At 66.5% G+C, this 14877-nt stretch carries 11 protein-coding genes and 2 tRNA genes; 3 read left to right on the top strand and 10 right to left on the bottom strand.

Features of this window, described 5'->3' with window-relative positions:
* Positions 1–5: 5 nt before the first annotated feature.
* From GV027_RS16270 to GV027_RS16240, 7 genes are all read right to left on the bottom strand, one after another.
* Positions 6–1475 carry an MATE family efflux transporter gene (locus GV027_RS16270; protein WP_159512475.1) on the bottom strand — a complete coding sequence of 490 codons (1470 nt, stop codon included), beginning with the start codon at positions 1473–1475 and terminating at the stop codon, positions 6–8.
* A gap of 114 nt (positions 1476–1589) precedes the next feature.
* Positions 1590–4391, bottom strand: coding sequence for a valine--tRNA ligase (locus GV027_RS16265; protein WP_159512474.1), 2802 nt, complete (start codon positions 4389–4391; stop codon positions 1590–1592).
* Between the two features lie 39 nt (positions 4392–4430).
* A complete protein-coding gene (locus GV027_RS16260) occupies positions 4431–6032 on the bottom strand; it encodes a histidine kinase famiy protein (RefSeq protein ID WP_159512473.1) in 1602 nt (533 codons plus the stop codon).
* 148 nt (positions 6033–6180) lie between these two features.
* On the bottom strand, positions 6181–6792 hold the full coding sequence (locus tag GV027_RS16255; RefSeq protein WP_236559263.1) for a DUF2497 domain-containing protein: 612 nt from the start codon (positions 6790–6792) through the stop codon (positions 6181–6183).
* A 35-nt stretch (positions 6793–6827) separates the two neighbouring features.
* Complete coding sequence (locus tag GV027_RS16250) at positions 6828–8357, bottom strand: TolC family outer membrane protein (protein ID WP_159512472.1); 1530 nt, start codon at positions 8355–8357, stop codon at positions 6828–6830.
* A gap of 8 nt (positions 8358–8365) precedes the next feature.
* Complete coding sequence (locus GV027_RS16245) at positions 8366–8995, bottom strand: protein-L-isoaspartate O-methyltransferase family protein (protein WP_107046053.1); 630 nt, start codon at positions 8993–8995, stop codon at positions 8366–8368.
* 148 nt (positions 8996–9143) lie between these two features.
* Positions 9144–10346, bottom strand: a complete 1203-nt coding sequence (locus GV027_RS16240; protein ID WP_236559262.1) for a helix-turn-helix domain-containing protein — start codon at positions 10344–10346, stop codon at positions 9144–9146.
* Positions 10347–10527: 181 nt separating this feature from the next.
* Between GV027_RS16240 and GV027_RS16235 the strand changes: the two genes are divergently transcribed.
* A tRNA-Cys gene (locus GV027_RS16235) sits at positions 10528–10601 on the top strand.
* 244 nt (positions 10602–10845) lie between these two features.
* Positions 10846–11928, top strand: coding sequence for a cellulase family glycosylhydrolase (locus GV027_RS16230; RefSeq protein WP_159512470.1), 1083 nt, complete (start codon positions 10846–10848; stop codon positions 11926–11928).
* Between the two features lie 209 nt (positions 11929–12137).
* Here GV027_RS16230 and GV027_RS16225 read toward each other — a convergent pair whose 3' ends face one another.
* The 3 genes from GV027_RS16225 to GV027_RS16215 form a co-directional block, all read right to left on the bottom strand.
* On the bottom strand, positions 12138–13391 hold the full coding sequence (locus GV027_RS16225) for a glycosyltransferase (protein WP_159512469.1): 1254 nt from the start codon (positions 13389–13391) through the stop codon (positions 12138–12140).
* Between the two features lie 268 nt (positions 13392–13659).
* Complete coding sequence (locus tag GV027_RS16220) at positions 13660–13980, bottom strand: hypothetical protein (RefSeq protein ID WP_037529079.1); 321 nt, start codon at positions 13978–13980, stop codon at positions 13660–13662.
* A 204-nt stretch (positions 13981–14184) separates the two neighbouring features.
* Positions 14185–14274: transfer RNA gene (locus tag GV027_RS16215), tRNA-Ser, on the bottom strand.
* A gap of 145 nt (positions 14275–14419) precedes the next feature.
* Between GV027_RS16215 and hspQ the strand changes: the two genes are divergently transcribed.
* Complete coding sequence (hspQ, locus tag GV027_RS16210; RefSeq protein WP_159512468.1) at positions 14420–14854, top strand: heat shock protein HspQ; 435 nt, start codon at positions 14420–14422, stop codon at positions 14852–14854.
* Positions 14855–14877 lie beyond the last annotated feature (23 nt).

The following is a 14877-nucleotide window of genomic DNA, read 5'->3' as shown; positions in this document are numbered from 1 at the left end:
GGCGCTCAGCCGACCGGCATGGATCGGCTGGCGGGCTCGCAATCCGCCTTGGCTGCCTCGCCTGCTTCGTGTGCGGCGGGCTCGGTAACGATCCGACCCCTGCGCCAGCCGCCATGCAGGTAATAGCCGATCGTCAGCAGCATCGAGGCGAGCGACCCCGCGGGAAAGCTCCACCAGATCGCATCCGCGCCGATCATCGGCTCGAGCGCATAGGCGAGCCCGAACCGCACCGGCCCCATCGCAACCGCGAGGATCAGCAAGGGGCCGACCACCGCGCCGTTCGCGCGGACCGTCGCCGATAGCACCATCGACACGCCGAACAGGATGAAGCTCCACCCCGCGATCAGGTTGATCCGCGTGGCGATGCCGATCGCGCCCGCATCCTGCCCGAGGAACAGCCACAGCACGTGCCGGTCGAGCAGCGTCAGCAGCGCCACGAGCCCGCCGGTCAGCGCGAGATTCATCATCAGCCCCGCGCGCGTGATCCGGTCGACCCGGTCCCAGCGCCCCGCGCCGATATTCTGCGCCGCCATCGCGCTGACCGCCGCACCGACCGCCATCGCGGGCATCTGCACATAGGTCCATAGCTGGTTGGCGGCGCCATAGGCGGCGGTCGTGGTGGTGCCGTGCCGGTTGACCAGCCCGATCATCGCCAGTGCCGAGGTCGAGACGACGAGCATCTGCAACCCCATCGGGACGCCCTTCACGACGATCGTCTTCAGCAGCGCACGATCGGGCAGGATATAGCGCAGCTCCGCGCCACGCAGCCGGATCGGCAGGTCCTTCGCATAGATATAGGCGAGCAGTGCGACGAACGAGACGGTGTTGGCGATCAGCGTAGCGAGCGCGGATCCCTCGATCCCGAGCGCGGGGATCGGCCCCCAGCCGCGGATCAGCAGCGGGTTGAGCGCGACGTCGACGACCGAACCGAGCGCCATGAACTTCAGCGGGGTCAGCGAATCGCCGGTGCCGCGCAGCGCCATCGTCAGCAGCACGGTCAGGAACCCCGCGGGCATCGCGACGAAGATCACGCGCAGATAGGCGAGCGCGAGCGGATAGACCTCGGCAGGCGTCGCCAGCACGCGCAGGATCGCCGGCGCGACCAGCCAGCCGATTACCACCGTCAGCACCGAGATGATCGTGAACAGCCCGAACGACGTGCCGAGCACGCGGCGCACCGCATCGATGTCGCGCCGCCCCATATTCTGGCCGATCAGGATCGTCGACGCCATGCCGAAGCCGAACACCGCGGCGACCAGCAGGAACATGATGATGTTCGCGTTGGTCGTCGCCGCCAGCGCGCGCTCGCCGAGAAACTGGCCGATCCACACCGCGTTGATCGAGCCGTTGAGCGATTGCAGGACCGACGATCCGAGCGTCGGCAGCGCGAACGCGAGCAACGTCTTGCCGATCGGCCCCGTGGTCAGGTCGCGCTGGCCGGTCCTTGGTGCAGGCGTGTCCGTCGCATCAGGCATCGCAGTCGGGTTCCCTCCCCTTTGCATGCGGGGTTAGGACAGTCCCCGACCCCGCATGCTCGCAGCACGCGTACGCACACCCCGGCCCCGTCCCGCACATCGGACGGGGTCAGGTCAGCCCAGACGTCCCAGCGCCGCTTGCAGCCGCGCGGCTTCGGCGGCCTTGTCGGCATGGTCGGCCTTGGCCTTCTCGACCGCTTCGGGCTTGGCGCGCTCGACGAAGCTCGCATTGCCGAGCCTCCCTGCGAGCGCGTCGCGCTCCTTCTCCGCCGCCGCGATCGCCTTGGTCAGGCGGGTGCGCTCGGCGTCGAGATCGATCACGCCTTCGAGCGGCAGGACGAAGGTCGCCTCGTCGACCACGACCTGCGCCGCGCCGCCGGTGGCTTCGCCCTCGGCATGCGTGACGCGCGCGAGGCGTGCGAGCGCGGGGGCCTGGCGTTCGAGCCGCGCCAGAGTCGCCGCGTTGGCATCACGGACGTGCAGCGGCAGACGCGCACCCGGCGGTACGTTCAGCTCGTTGCGCGCGGTACGGATCTCGCCGACGAGCCGGATCAGCCAGTCGACCTCCCTGCTCGCCTCGGGATCGAGCGAGCGCGCATCGGCCATCGGCCACTGCGCGACGATCAGGTCGTGATCGCGCTCGCCCATCGCGTGCCACAGCTCCTCGGTGATGAACGGCATGAACGGGTGGAGCAGGACCAGGATCTGGTCGAGCACCCAGCCCGCGACCGCCTTGGATTCCTCGTCGATCTGGCCGCGGACGTCATCGACCATCTGCGGCTTGATGAGTTCGAGATACCAGTCGCAGAAGCGGCTCCACGCGAACTGGTAGATCGCGTTGGCGGCGCCGTCGAAGCGGTAGTCGGCGAGTGCGAGGTCGACCTGCTGCACGGTCGCGATCGTCTCGGCGATGATCCACTTGTTGACCGCGAGTTCCGCGCGCGGCGCCTCGAGCGTGGTGCTCGCGACGATGCCGTTGGCCTGCGCAAACCGCGCGGCGTTCCACAGCTTGGTCGCGAAGTTGCGATAGCCCTCGACCCGCTTCTCATCCATCTTGATGTCGCGGCCCTGGCTCTCCATCGCCGCCATGAAGAAGCGCAGCGCATCGGCGCCATATTGGTCGATCAGCCCGAGCGGGTTGACGACATTGCCCTTCGACTTGGACATCTTCGCACCGTCCGCCGCGCGGACGAGGCCGTGCAGGTAGAGCGTGCGGAACGGCACGTCCTTCATGAAGTGCAGCCCCTGCATCATCATCCGCGCGTTCCAGAAGAACAGGATGTCGAAGCCGGAGATGAGCACGTCGTTGGGATAGCGCCCGCCGAGTTGAGACGCGGGGGCAAGCCCCTCCCCTTCAGGGGAGGGGTTGGGGTGGGGAGCCGCCCCGCGCGCGTCGGTCTCGATGAGATGGGACGGCCCCACCCCTTGCCCCTCCCCTGAAGGGGAGGGGTAAGAAGAGCCGTCCCAGCCTAGCGTTGCAAACGGCCAGAGTGCGGAGGAGAACCATGTGTCGAGGACGTCGGGATCACGCGTCAACGCGACGCCCGCGCCAGCGAGCGCCTGCGCTTCGGCCTCGGTTTCAGCCACGTACGGCGTACCGTCGGGCCCGAACCACGCCGGGATCTGATGCCCCCACCAGAGCTGGCGCGACACGCACCAGGGCTGGATGTTCTCCATCCAGTTGAAGAACGTCTTCTCCCAGGTCTTGGGCACGATATCGATCGCGCCGACGCGCACCGCCTCGATCGCGGGCTGCGCGAGCGTCTTGGCGTCGACATACCATTGGTCGGTCAGCCAAGGCTCGATCACCACGCCCGAGCGATCGCCATAGGGCGTCTGGATCGTGCGCGGCTCGGCGTCGTGCTCGACGCCGTCCTTGTCGACATGCGCGATCAGGAAGCCCTCGGCCTTCAACTGGGCGACGACGGCTTTGCGCGCCTCCGCGGTCGTCAGCCCGAGCAGCTCGGCGGGGATGAGCCCGTCGGACACCTGCACGACGCGCGCCTTGGCATCGAGCATGTTGAGCATCGCGCCCGCGGCCATGCCTGCCCGCTTGCCGACCTCGAAATCGTTGAAGTCGTGGCCGGGCGTGATCTTCACCGCGCCCGATCCGAGCTCGGGATCGGCATGGTCGTCGGCGATGATCGGGATCAGCCGCCCGGTGATCGGCAGCTTCACCTGCTTGCCGATCAGCGCGGTGTAGCGCTCGTCCGCGCCGTTCACCGCGACCGCCATGTCGGCGAGCATCGTCTCGGGGCGCGTCGTCGCGACCTCGATGAACCCCGATCCGTCTGCGAGCGGATAGCGCAGGTGCCAGAAGCTGCCCTTGATCTCGCGCGTCTCGACCTCGAGGTCGCTGATCGCGGTGCCGAGGCCCGGATCCCAGTTCACGAGGCGCTTGTCGCGGTACAGGAGCCCCTGCTTGTGCAGGTCGACGAACACTTTCAGGACGGCCTTCGAAAAGCCCTCGTCCATCGTGAAGCGTTCGTTCGCCCAGTCCATCGAGCAGCCGAGCCGGCGGAGCTGCTGCGTGATCTCGCCGCCGCTCTCTTCCTTCCACGCCCAGACCTTGGCGATGAAGTCCTCGCGCGAGAGGTCGGTGCGCTTCTGCGGCGGGGTCATCGCGCCCATCTGACGCTCCACCACCATTTGCGTCGCGATACCCGCGTGATCGGTGCCGACCACCCAGAGCGCGTCCTTGCCCTTGAGGCGTGCATGGCGCGTCAGGATATCCTGCAGCGTGTTGTCGAGCGCATGGCCGATATGCAGGCTGCCTGTGACGTTGGGCGGCGGGTTGACGATCGTCCAGGGCTCGGCGTTCGGGCGGTCGGGGCGGAACTGGCCGCTGGCCTCCCAATGCGCATACCAGCGCGATTCGATGGAGGCGGGGTCGAAGGTTTTGGGAAGCTCGCTCATACCCCGTGCCTTAGCGAGCGTGTCCGGGCTAGACCAGCCTCACGTCCGCGCCCCCGGCTTGTCGAGCACCGCCCGGATCCGGTCGTTCAACTCATTCCGCCGATAGGGTTTGCGGATCAGTTCGAACGACCGGCTGCCCTCGTCGATCGCCTCGTCGGCAAAGCCCGTCGTCAGCAGTACCGCGGTGTGCGGATAGTCGCGCCGCACCGACTGGGCCAGGGTGACGCCGTTCATGCCGCCGGGCATCAGGATATCGGTGAACAGCAGGCGGAATTCCGAATCCTGACGGAGCGTGTCGAGCGCGGCGCGCGCGCTGTTGACCAGGACGACGTCATAGCCGAGATCCTCGAGGATCGTCCGCCCAAGCTCGCCCACTTCGCGCTGATCCTCGACCATCAGCACCCGCTCGGCACCGCCCGCATGCGGTGCGATCGGCCCCGCGGTCTTGCGCTCGACCGCACCGCTCGCACGCGGGAAGTAGAGCGAGAATTCGGCACCGCCCCCGTTGAGGTTGCGCACCGTCGCAAGGCCGCCCGACTGGCGCACGAAGCCGTAGACCATCGCGAGCCCCAGCCCGGCACCCTTGCCCATCTCCTTCGTCGTGAAGAAGGGTTCGAAGATCTTGTCGACCGTGCCGGGGTCGATCCCGGGCCCGTTGTCACGAATGCTCAGCACGACATATTCGCCGGGCTCCAGCCTCGCGACACCGCCATCCTCGGGGAGGACGGCGTTGCGCGTCGTGATCGTAATCTCGCCCGTGCCGTCGAGCGCGTCGCGGGCATTGGCGATGATGTTGAGCAGCGCCATTTCGGCCTGCACCGGATCGACGCGGCAATTCCACAGATCGGTCGCCAGGTCGCGCTTCAGCGTGATTCCGCTGCCGATGCTGCGGTCGAGAATCGGCCGGAAATCGCCCAGCAGCTGGCTGAGGTTCATCAGCCGGTGGCGCAATTCCTGTTTGCGTGCAAAGGCGAGCAGCTGTTGCGTGAGCGTCGCCGCGCGCGAGGCCGAGGTCGAGATCGCATCGACCGCCCGCCGCGCGGATCGATCGCTTGCGTCGATCCGCGCGTCGAGGATGTCGGCATAGCCCTGGATGACCTGCAACAGATTGTTGAAATCGTGCGCGATTCCCCCGGTCAGCTTGCCGACGGCCTCCATCCGCTGCGCCTCGTGCAGCGCCTCCTCGGCCTCGCGGCGGCGCGAAATGTCCAGCTGGCTCGCGAAGAAATAGCGCAACTCGCCGTCGTCGCCGAACACGGGCGAGACGTAGAGCGCGTTCCAGAAGGTCGAGCCGTTCTTGCGGTAATTGAGCATCTCGACCGAGACTTCCTCACGCTTGGCGATCGCGGCGCGTAATTCGCCGACGACCGTGCGGTCGGTCTCGGGGCCCTGCAGGAAGCGGCAGTTGTAGCCGAGGATCTCGTCCTGCGAATAGCCGGTCATGAACGAGAAGGCGTCGTTGCAGAAGATGATCGGGTTGTCGGGCCGATGCGGGTCGGTGACCACCATCGGCATCCGCGTGGTCCGCACCGCCGCGAAGAAGATGTCGCTGCTGGCATCGGCCGGCGCGATATCGCCCCGGACGCCCTGAGCGGCGAGACGGGTGGGGATTTCAGGCGCGGACACACTGTGATCGGACATTTGCCAACAACCATAGCGGAACCGTCACGGTTCCGCTCGTCGTGACATTACAGTAGTTTGGACCAGAACCCGGTGAGCATCGTCCGATCGTCGCCGGCCGGCCAGGTCCCGATACAGGCCGCAGCGCGAGACGCTGCGGCCGGCCCGGTCAGGGCTGCTGGTTCATGATCTTGGCGATCTCGCGCGCGACCATGTCCTCGACCATGTCGGGCAGGTTCGCGTCGATCCATTCGCGCAGCATCGGGCGCAGCATCTCGCGGACCAGACCTTCGAGCGTGCCGTCGCTGCTTCCCTCGGGCTTGACCATCATCCGCGTCAGCGCCTCGAGCGGCGCACGCGTCGCCGCAGCGGTTTCGCGCGACATGATCGGCTGGGCCGGCTCTTCTGCAGGCTGCGGAGCATGCTGCTGGGGCGCATGCGAGGCTGTGGGCGCGACATGCGGTGCGACATGAGGCTGGGGCTGGCTGCGCGGCGGCGCCTGGCGTGGTTCCGGCGCGGCGTCGACCGAGGTCAGCACCGGCGACTTCGGCGGGCGGGGGGTGCGGTCAACCATCGGCATCGGGTCGCTCAGTTCGAGGATTTCATCGTCGTCGATCGCGTCGTCGTCGTAATCGGCCGCGTAATCGGTGGCCGCCGATGCGGGCATCGCCCGCTGGTGGCGCCGCTGGCGACTGGGCATGCCGTCGCCTTCTTCGGCAATGATGCGTTTGATCGACGAGAGGATTTCCTCCATCGACGGCTCCGCGCTGATATCCCCCATACGGACCATTCCAAACCCCGTCGCCCCACGCGCCCCTATTGGCGGCTCGGCGCATCCTTACCTGTCGTCAATGCCGGGTTCCTGTCAACCGGGCTGTCGAGCAACGGGTCAAGTTCACGGCGCACGGCGGCGTCCTGCGTGGGCGACTGGACGGTACGCGTCGCGACCGGCACCGGCTCGCCGTCACCGCCCCAGTCCCAGATCTTCTTGTGGACGCGGTCGTAATTGGCGACCGGATCGTACAGCACGCCGCCGTCGAGCCCGAGATCGCGCGCCTCCGCCTGTCCCATCGCCGCGAGCAGCGCGAAGCCCGCGACATAGGCGTCGCGACGCGCCGTCACGAGCGTGACTTGGCTGTTGAGCAGCTCCTGCTCGGCGTTGAGGATGTCGAGGATCGTGCGCGTCCCGACGCTGTTTTCCGCCCTGACACCCTCGAGGCTCAGCTTGTTCGCGTTGACCGCGGTTTCGGACGACTGGATCACCTGTTCCGACGAACGCCAGACGGCATAGGCCGAGCGTGCTTGCGCGATCACATTGCGCTCGGCTGCGGTGACATTCTCGATCGCGCGGCTTTGAAACGCCTCGGCCTGGCGGACCTGCGCGGCGGGACGACCGCCCTGGAACAGCGGCATCGTCAGCGACAGGCCCGCCTGTACCGCCTTGTTCGCATTGGGAAAGGTGTTGATGCTGCCGTCGGTCGTCGACGCCGATCCAAGATAGTTGGTGTAGCTGGCGCCGCCGGTCGCACTGATCTGCGGCAGGCGGCTCGCCCGCGCGACACCGACATCGTACCGCGTCGCGTCGCGTTCCTTCGCCGCCGCGATCAGCACGGGATTATTGTCGATCGCCACCGTCACCGCCAGGGCGGGGCTGTCGGGCAGATGCGGCAGGGTCGGCGGCGTATCGAGCGTGCCGGCGGGCGTGCCGACAAAGCGGATATAGTTTTCCCGGCTGGTGATCAGCTGCGCCTCGGCCGACTGGAGCTGCGCCCGGGCGAGCGCGAGCCGCGCCTCGGACTGGGCGACGTCGGTGCGGGTCAGGTCGCCGACCTGAAACCGGTCGCGGCTGGCCTGGAGATTGATGTCGAGCACGCGAACATTCTGCGTGTTCAGGCCGACGATCGCCTCGTCGCGGATCACGTCCATATAGGCGCCGACGACGTTGGTGAACAGATCAGCCTCGGTACCGCGCAGCGTCGCGCGGCCCGCCTCGACCCGAGTCTTCGCCGCGGCGACCGAGTTGCGCACCTGCCCGCCCTGGTAGAGCGGCACGGAGACGTTCGCGCGTGCCACGACCTGACGTGGCAAGGCGATGAAGCTGTTCGCCGCGGTCACGACGAATTCGGTGTAATCGCCGGTCGCATTCGCCGAGGGCAACCCGGAGGCACGCGCGATCGGGACATTCTCGTCGGTCGCACGCAGCGTCGCGCGCTGCGCCGTGATCGTCGGGTTGGTCGTATAGGCCTTGACCAGCGCCTCGCGGAGCGTCTCCGCATGGACCGATGCAGCGCTGTATAGCAGCGCAACACCCGAGAGCAGACGGCGGACTTGAACGGCGCGCGGCATGATGTGCCTCAGAACTTGAAGGGTTTGGGTGTTTCGAAACCCGGCAGCGTCACACACTCGACATCGACGAACGCTGCCAGTGCAAAGCCGCCATCGGTCTTTCGTCCCGATGCGAGCCGGGTCACGCCGCGATCCGCGATCCCGGCGACGATGCGGCCGCCCGACCGGATCTGCGCCACCAGCGTGTCGGGGATCGCCTCGACCGCGCCGTCGATGACGAGCACGTCATAGGGCGCGCCCGCGGCATGGCCCTGTGCCATCGGCCCCTCGACCAGTTCGACCGTCGGCGTGGCACCCAGCGCGTCGCGCGCGGTGCCAAGCAAGGACGCATCGCTATCGACCGCAACCACCGTGCCGACGATCTCGGCGAGAACCGCGGCCGTGTAGCCCGTCGCAGCACCGATCAGCAGGACCCGGTCGGTGGCGGTCAGATAGGCCTCGGTCAGCAACCGCCCGGTCGCCATCGGCAGGTTGGCGTAACGACCGCCGCCGAGCGGGATCGGCGCGTCGCGATAGGCGATCGACCGGACATCGTCAGGCACGAACGCCTCGCGCGGCACCCGCGCCATCGCCGCGACGACGCGCTGGTCACTGACCGCGTTGGTGCGCAGCTGGCTGGCGACCATAGCATGGCGCATGACCGCGAAATCGGGACTGCCGTCGGACGTGCCGACAGCCGCACGCGTGCGGGTAGTGGAGTTCGTATCAAGGCTGATCGTCGTCATGGTCCATCCTGTCGCACAGCTGTTTTAGTTGCGCAATACACTTGTTCGCTTGCGTCAATCTCTACCGTGCCGCCAGCGTCGCGCCAAGCGACCTGTCGCGAATCGCGCGAGACGGCCCGGCTCGGAACGGCACAGAGGTCGGAACGGCACAGGGGCCGGATGCCGGGACTAGGGCGCCCCGCCCGCCCGTGTGACACCGAAATGCCGCGGGCGGGACGCCGAGGGCGCACGCAGAATGCGGCAACACCTCGTTCAGGCGCCTAGCACGGGCGCGCCCTGATCGGGCATCGGAATTTCCGCCGGGCACCGCGCTGATGATCCGGTCGCTCGTTTCGGCCGGAACCTGCAGCGCCTGGGTCGGCGCGCCGAGCACGGCGGCGCGCGCGCGGACGCTCGCGTCGAGAAACGGCGTGCTCATCGCCATGAACCGCCGCGGCGTCATGCCGAGAAACGTGCCGGCGTCGCGCAGGAAATGCGACACGTCGAAATAGCTCGGGTCGATCGCCGAATAATCGGTGCCGCCGGGCGTCCGGAACACGCGCAGGAACGAGCGCAGGAACCGTGCGCGCCGCAGCAGCATCTTCGGCGTGAAGCCGAAATGACGCACCGCCAGCCGCCGCAGCGTGTCGGGGCTGATCGCCAGCTTGCCCGCGACCGCGGCGACGTCATCGCCGCCGTCCTGCCCGATCAGCCGGGTAAGCTGACGGATCGTCGCGGATTCGCGATGCGGCGGCCCGAGCAGATCACACAGGATGGCATCGAGGATCGCCGCGACCTGGTCGTCGCGTTCGGCCGCCCGCAGTGCGGTCGTCAGACGCTGGGTCGCGACCGGCCCGAGCGCGTCGGCAAGCGGCACGATCCGGTCACGATACTCCGCCGCCGACCGGTTGAACAGCCGGCTCCAGGCCAGCGCGCTGACCCCGAACCCGATCATGATGCCGCCATTGGTCGTCGCCTTCAGCGCGGTCCCCGTCGGGCCGTACAGCGTCGCCGCCGGCAGGGGCCCGAACGTCCGCCGGCCGATCGCCACGCTGATCGGTCCCGCCTCGAACGCGAACCGGACATTGGCCGTCCCCGGCAGGAAGCGGTTGACCTGGCCGATGCTGGCCGGACCGGTCGCGCGATAGACATGGTAGCCGGTGATGAGGTCGGTAAGCGCATCGCAGGGCTGGTCATATCGGATCGCCATGCCCGCGGGCATCGCGAAGACATCGGGCGCCAGCCCTGCGCGGTTCGTTCCCCCGGACACCTGCATCACGTCCAAAAGAAACTCCATATGAAGCCAGGGATTGGACCGTATCGTGCCCAATCCATCGCCGGCGTGCAAGCCGTCCCCCACCCGGCGGCGCACCACCGTGGCACACCCCGCGACTATTTTAGCCCACAAACGCGATCGCCCGGTTGACCCGCCGCACAAAAGCCCGCATTTGCGCGCTCCGCATCGAGGCCCGATGGCGGAGTGGTGACGTAGAGGACTGCAAATCCTCGCACCCGGGTTCGATTCCCGGTCGGGCCTCCAATCTCATATCCTATCGTTGCCACATGACGCGATGCACTGCGGCGATCGCGCTCGGTGGCATGATGCGCGCGGATCTCGACGGCGCTTTGCCAGGCATGAGAGCAGTCTCGGGACAGGTCCCCGCGATGACGCGGCCCTAGACCCCGGTCCTCGATCGACGCCAGGCATCCCGACATTCGATGATAGGGAGGCGGATCCGAAGCGCGAGCGATTCGCTTTCACCCTTATTCGCCAGGTACATGTCATGACCCGACCATCGATCGCCGCCGGCCTTGTCGGCCTTGCCATCGCCGCCGCCGGACTGGGCTGTCCGGCCTCGGCCGCGCCCTCCCCGCAACGCATGCAGCCGCCCCCCGCACCCCAAAAAGCAAACGCGCCCGTCAGGTCCAGCGCGAGCGCCAATGTCCGCATCAGGGGCCCCGTCTTCGGTGTGAACATTGCCGGGTGCAGCTTTGTCGCCGACGGTACGCTCTGCCCGACGCCGGCGTCGGTCCGCGCCTATCTCGACAAGGGATTCACGATGGTCCGCCTGCCGTTCAAGGGACCGCAGATGGCGGACCCGGTGATCCGCAGGAAATTGGTGGCAGCGACGCACGCCGCGCTCGACCGCGGTGCCTATGTCGTGCTCGATCGTCACGACTATAGCTGGCCATCGGTATCCGAACAGGTTGCATTCTGGACGTCGCTGATGGCGAGCATGCCGCGGTCCGGCCGGATCATCATCGACCCGATGAACGAGCCCAAGCATTTCGACGACCCGGTGCTGACCAACGATTGGGATCAATGGGCGCGCGATACCAACCAGATCATCGCGGGCCTGCGCGCCGCCGGGATCCGCAATGTCATCGCGCCGGAATATCCCGGGTCCTCCGCCACCTTCCGGCTGCGCAAGCGCGAGGACGCCGCCAAGCCGTCCGAAAGTGCGCTGGTCGCACTCGACAGCGCGGGCGGGCTGAAGGATCCGCTAGGCCTGACCATCATCAACGGGCACCGCTATTTCGACAAGGGATCGAGCGGGACCCAGCCAAGCTGCACGGGGACGCCGGGCTATGACAATTTCGCGTCCGAGCTGCGGGCGCGCGGGTTGAAGGGGATCATCACCGAATCGGCGTTCGGACGCGCTGGGGCGATACCGCCGAGCTGCGAGGCGGCAGGCGCAGCGGCGATCGCCTATCTCAAAACCAATGCCGATACGGTCGTCGGCGTGACCTGGTGGGGCGGCGGCGCGGCCTGGAACGAGCGGTATCTGTTCAAGATCGAACCGAAAAAGGGCGGTTTTGGCCCCAAGCACAAGGACGCCTATCTCGACCGCCTGCTCGGCCGCTGACCCCGCGCGGTTGTGGCCGGGCGGTATAAAGTCGGACTTACGATACCCGATTTCGGGACGGCAGCATCAACGCTGGTGCGGCCGTCTCCCGAAGGAAAAGCGCGATTGGGAGTATGCGCACTTCTTGCATTGCCGCACCCAAGTCTCGCCACCGGCCTCATCCACTGAAACAACGCGCCATTCGCCGAGGCGATGCCAGCAGATGAGCATCAGGACACCGCTTCCGCCACGCGTACCGGCTCCGTCGCCGGAACGATGCCCGCTAGCGTGAACGCAATCTGCTCGAGTCTGGTATCGAGCTCGCTATTGTCGAATTCGCGCTCGATCTTGGCGCGTGCCGCCACCCGCATGCTCGCCAGATCCACCTCCCCCGATTCGATTGTCGTTATGATGTCGGCGATCTGTCCGGCATTGCGCTCTTCGACCAGAAAACCTTCGACGCCGTCGTCGATGAGTTCCGGGATGCCGCTATGCCAGGTGGAGACGGTGATGACGCCGAGCGCCATGGCCTCCATCAACGACACGGGAATCCCTTCCATGTCGCCATTGTCGGCGACGACGGAGGGCAGCAGGAACACGTCGGACCGCTTGAGCTCCGCAAGCACCTCGCGGTGCGGGATCTTGCCGAGGAACGTCACGCGCGCAGGACAGGCCGCAGCGGCCTCGCGCAGTTCCTTTTCCAGCGGCCCGTAGCCGATGATCGACAGATGCGAGTCGCCCGGCGCGGCGCACATGGCGTTGATCGCGTAGATCAGCCCCTTTTTTTGGACGAAGCGCGCCGTCGTCAGCAGCCGCAATGGCCCGGCAGCGCCGCGACGTGGCTGCGGCATTGGAAAGTCGCTGACGTCGACCCCCATCCGGTGGACCGTGATCATCGCCGGGTCAGCACCCCAGCCGATCAGCTTCTTCTTCCACAATTCACTGATCGGAAGCAGTGATTCGGTCTGGGTGAAAAGGCGGCGGTAATGCGGCAGGAATTTTTTGACGAGACTATGCTCGGTCACGTCAAGACCATGAAAGACTGTGGCGATCGGGCCCGAGATCAGACCGGCATCGCGCAGATACATGGCCCGCACGCCCGCGGGACCGAAATGCGCGATGATGGCATCGAAATGACCAAGTCCCTGTTCGCCGACACTGAGAATATCGACGATCGGCGCGACGATTCCATCGCGCAAGCCAGTAAGTCCTGCGCGAATTCGCCGTCGGCTCTTGCCGGATTGCGCGCCAAGCAGAAGTCGAGCCGACTTTTTCAGCAATTGCGCGATCGGCGATGCGTCTCCTGTATTCGCGCGAACGGAGACGATGCGCGCGGCACCGGATAGTGGATCATCGACAGAAAGATCATGCTGGCCGGTAATGATCGTAACCTGATGCCCGAGGTCGATCATACCCCTGATCTGACGAACGACGAACGTTTCCGAAAGAACGGGATAATTCGAAAGAAAGAAAGCAATCTTCATGACGTGCCGCCCGGTATATTGAACGAATGATGAAACCGGACTGGCGACGCCACTGGGCAATGCAGCATTGCTTACGAGCGCCGTCGATGCGGTTCACGCCGAGCCAGCACATAGGCGAGTTCAAGCAATTCAACGCCTAGGCGGATACAGAAGAATTTCTCCACGAAAAATTTCGGGTCTATCGGCGATCCCTGTACTTTATCGGGACTTGTTGCCGTCGGGCCACGCTTCCGGCGTTGCTTTGGCGATACCGGGGCGCACGTCCGGTCTACGCGCGCTGGATCAGGTGCAGGACGACACGCCAGAACGGATAGGACGCGCATTGCGGCCAGGTGTGCGGGCACAGGCCCTCGACGTGCCAGCGCACGGCGAGGATCGCCAGCGTCGTCGCGATCGCGGTGGCGAGCGCGGTCAGCCAGCGTGCTTTCAGACCGATCCGCGGTTTGACGCCCCATTCGAGCAGCGCCGCCAGCAGCCAGAACGCCGCGATCTGCCAGCGGGAATAGGTATCGAGCAGCATGAACCGCGAAAGGACGGCCAGGGCCACCAGCCCGGCCGCCAGCAGGATGTTCAGAAGGAACGTACGCATCGCGGTCTCGATCTGGAGGGGGCCTTGGCCGGGACGGGCATGGGAGACAACGCACGCCCTCCCCGACTGTCGTCCCGCGCCTGCTACTCTGAGCACATGAATGCGCTGTCCACAGCAGCGGATCATCGGACGATAGCTATAGAGAAGTGCGCGGCCCCGGCGCGGGGGCCAGGGATCTCTTTGATCCACATGGCGCTAGGTAAATGGCGGAGAGGGTGGGATTCGAACCCACGGTACCCTCGCGGGTACGCCGCATTTCGAGTGCGGTACGTTCGACCACTCTGCCACCTCTCCGCAAGGTCATCCGAAGTGCTGCGAGCAGCGCCTCCGATCGGTCGAGGGCGGGCCTCTAAATCAGACCTTGCCGCAGTGCAAGAGGGTTTTTGCAATCAGGAGCGGCCCGGCTTGTGCGTCGCGAAACAGCGCTTAAATTGTCGCCATGCCCCGCCACGACATCCCCATCGACCCCGCCACCCCCGACATCGCCGCGTCCGATGCCCTCTCGTCCGAGCCGGCACCGGCGGCGGCGGTCGAGGTCGTCGCCCCGCCGATCGTCCATGCGAATTTCTCGATCGGCGACATCGTCCGGCACCGCCTGTTCGATTTCCGCGGGGTCGTGTTCGACGTGGATCCGGTCTTTGCCAATACCGATGAATGGTATGAGGCGATTCCCGAACAGATGCGGCCGAAGAAGGACCAGCCTTTCTATCATCTGCTCGCCGAGAATCGCGAGTCGAGCTACGTCGCCTATGTCAGCCAGCAGAATCTGGTGTCCGACGCGGGCGACGAGCCGTTAGATCATCCGGGCATCGCCGGATTGTTCACCGACTTCGCCGATGGTCGCTACACGCTGCGCGCCGTCCACCGGCACTGATCGTCGGGTCGGGCACAGCGTCC

The sequence above is a fragment of the Sphingomonas sp. T1 genome (assembly GCF_902506585.1).
Taxonomy (GTDB): Bacteria; Pseudomonadota; Alphaproteobacteria; order Sphingomonadales; family Sphingomonadaceae; genus Sphingomonas; species Sphingomonas aerolata.
The sequence above is the reverse complement of the archived record's forward strand: the minus strand, read 5'-3'. Positions and strand labels throughout refer to the sequence as shown.

Coding starts and splice junctions, on each gene's coding strand:
- GV027_RS16270 (WP_159512475.1), bottom strand. CDS start 1,475: ATGCCTGATGCGACGGACACGCCTGCACCAAGGACCGGCCAGCGCGAC.
- GV027_RS16265 (WP_159512474.1), bottom strand. CDS start 4,391: ATGAGCGAGCTTCCCAAAACCTTCGACCCCGCCTCCATCGAATCGCGC.
- GV027_RS16260 (WP_159512473.1), bottom strand. CDS start 6,032: ATGTCCGATCACAGTGTGTCCGCGCCTGAAATCCCCACCCGTCTCGCC.
- GV027_RS16255 (WP_236559263.1), bottom strand. CDS start 6,792: ATGGGGGATATCAGCGCGGAGCCGTCGATGGAGGAAATCCTCTCGTCG.
- GV027_RS16250 (WP_159512472.1), bottom strand. CDS start 8,357: ATGCCGCGCGCCGTTCAAGTCCGCCGTCTGCTCTCGGGTGTTGCGCTG.
- GV027_RS16245 (WP_107046053.1), bottom strand. CDS start 8,995: ATGCGCCATGCTATGGTCGCCAGCCAGCTGCGCACCAACGCGGTCAGT.
- GV027_RS16230 (WP_159512470.1), top strand. CDS start 10,846: ATGACCCGACCATCGATCGCCGCCGGCCTTGTCGGCCTTGCCATCGCC.
- GV027_RS16225 (WP_159512469.1), bottom strand. CDS start 13,391: ATGAAGATTGCTTTCTTTCTTTCGAATTATCCCGTTCTTTCGGAAACG.
- GV027_RS16220 (WP_037529079.1), bottom strand. CDS start 13,980: ATGCGTACGTTCCTTCTGAACATCCTGCTGGCGGCCGGGCTGGTGGCC.
- hspQ (WP_159512468.1), top strand. CDS start 14,420: ATGCCCCGCCACGACATCCCCATCGACCCCGCCACCCCCGACATCGCC.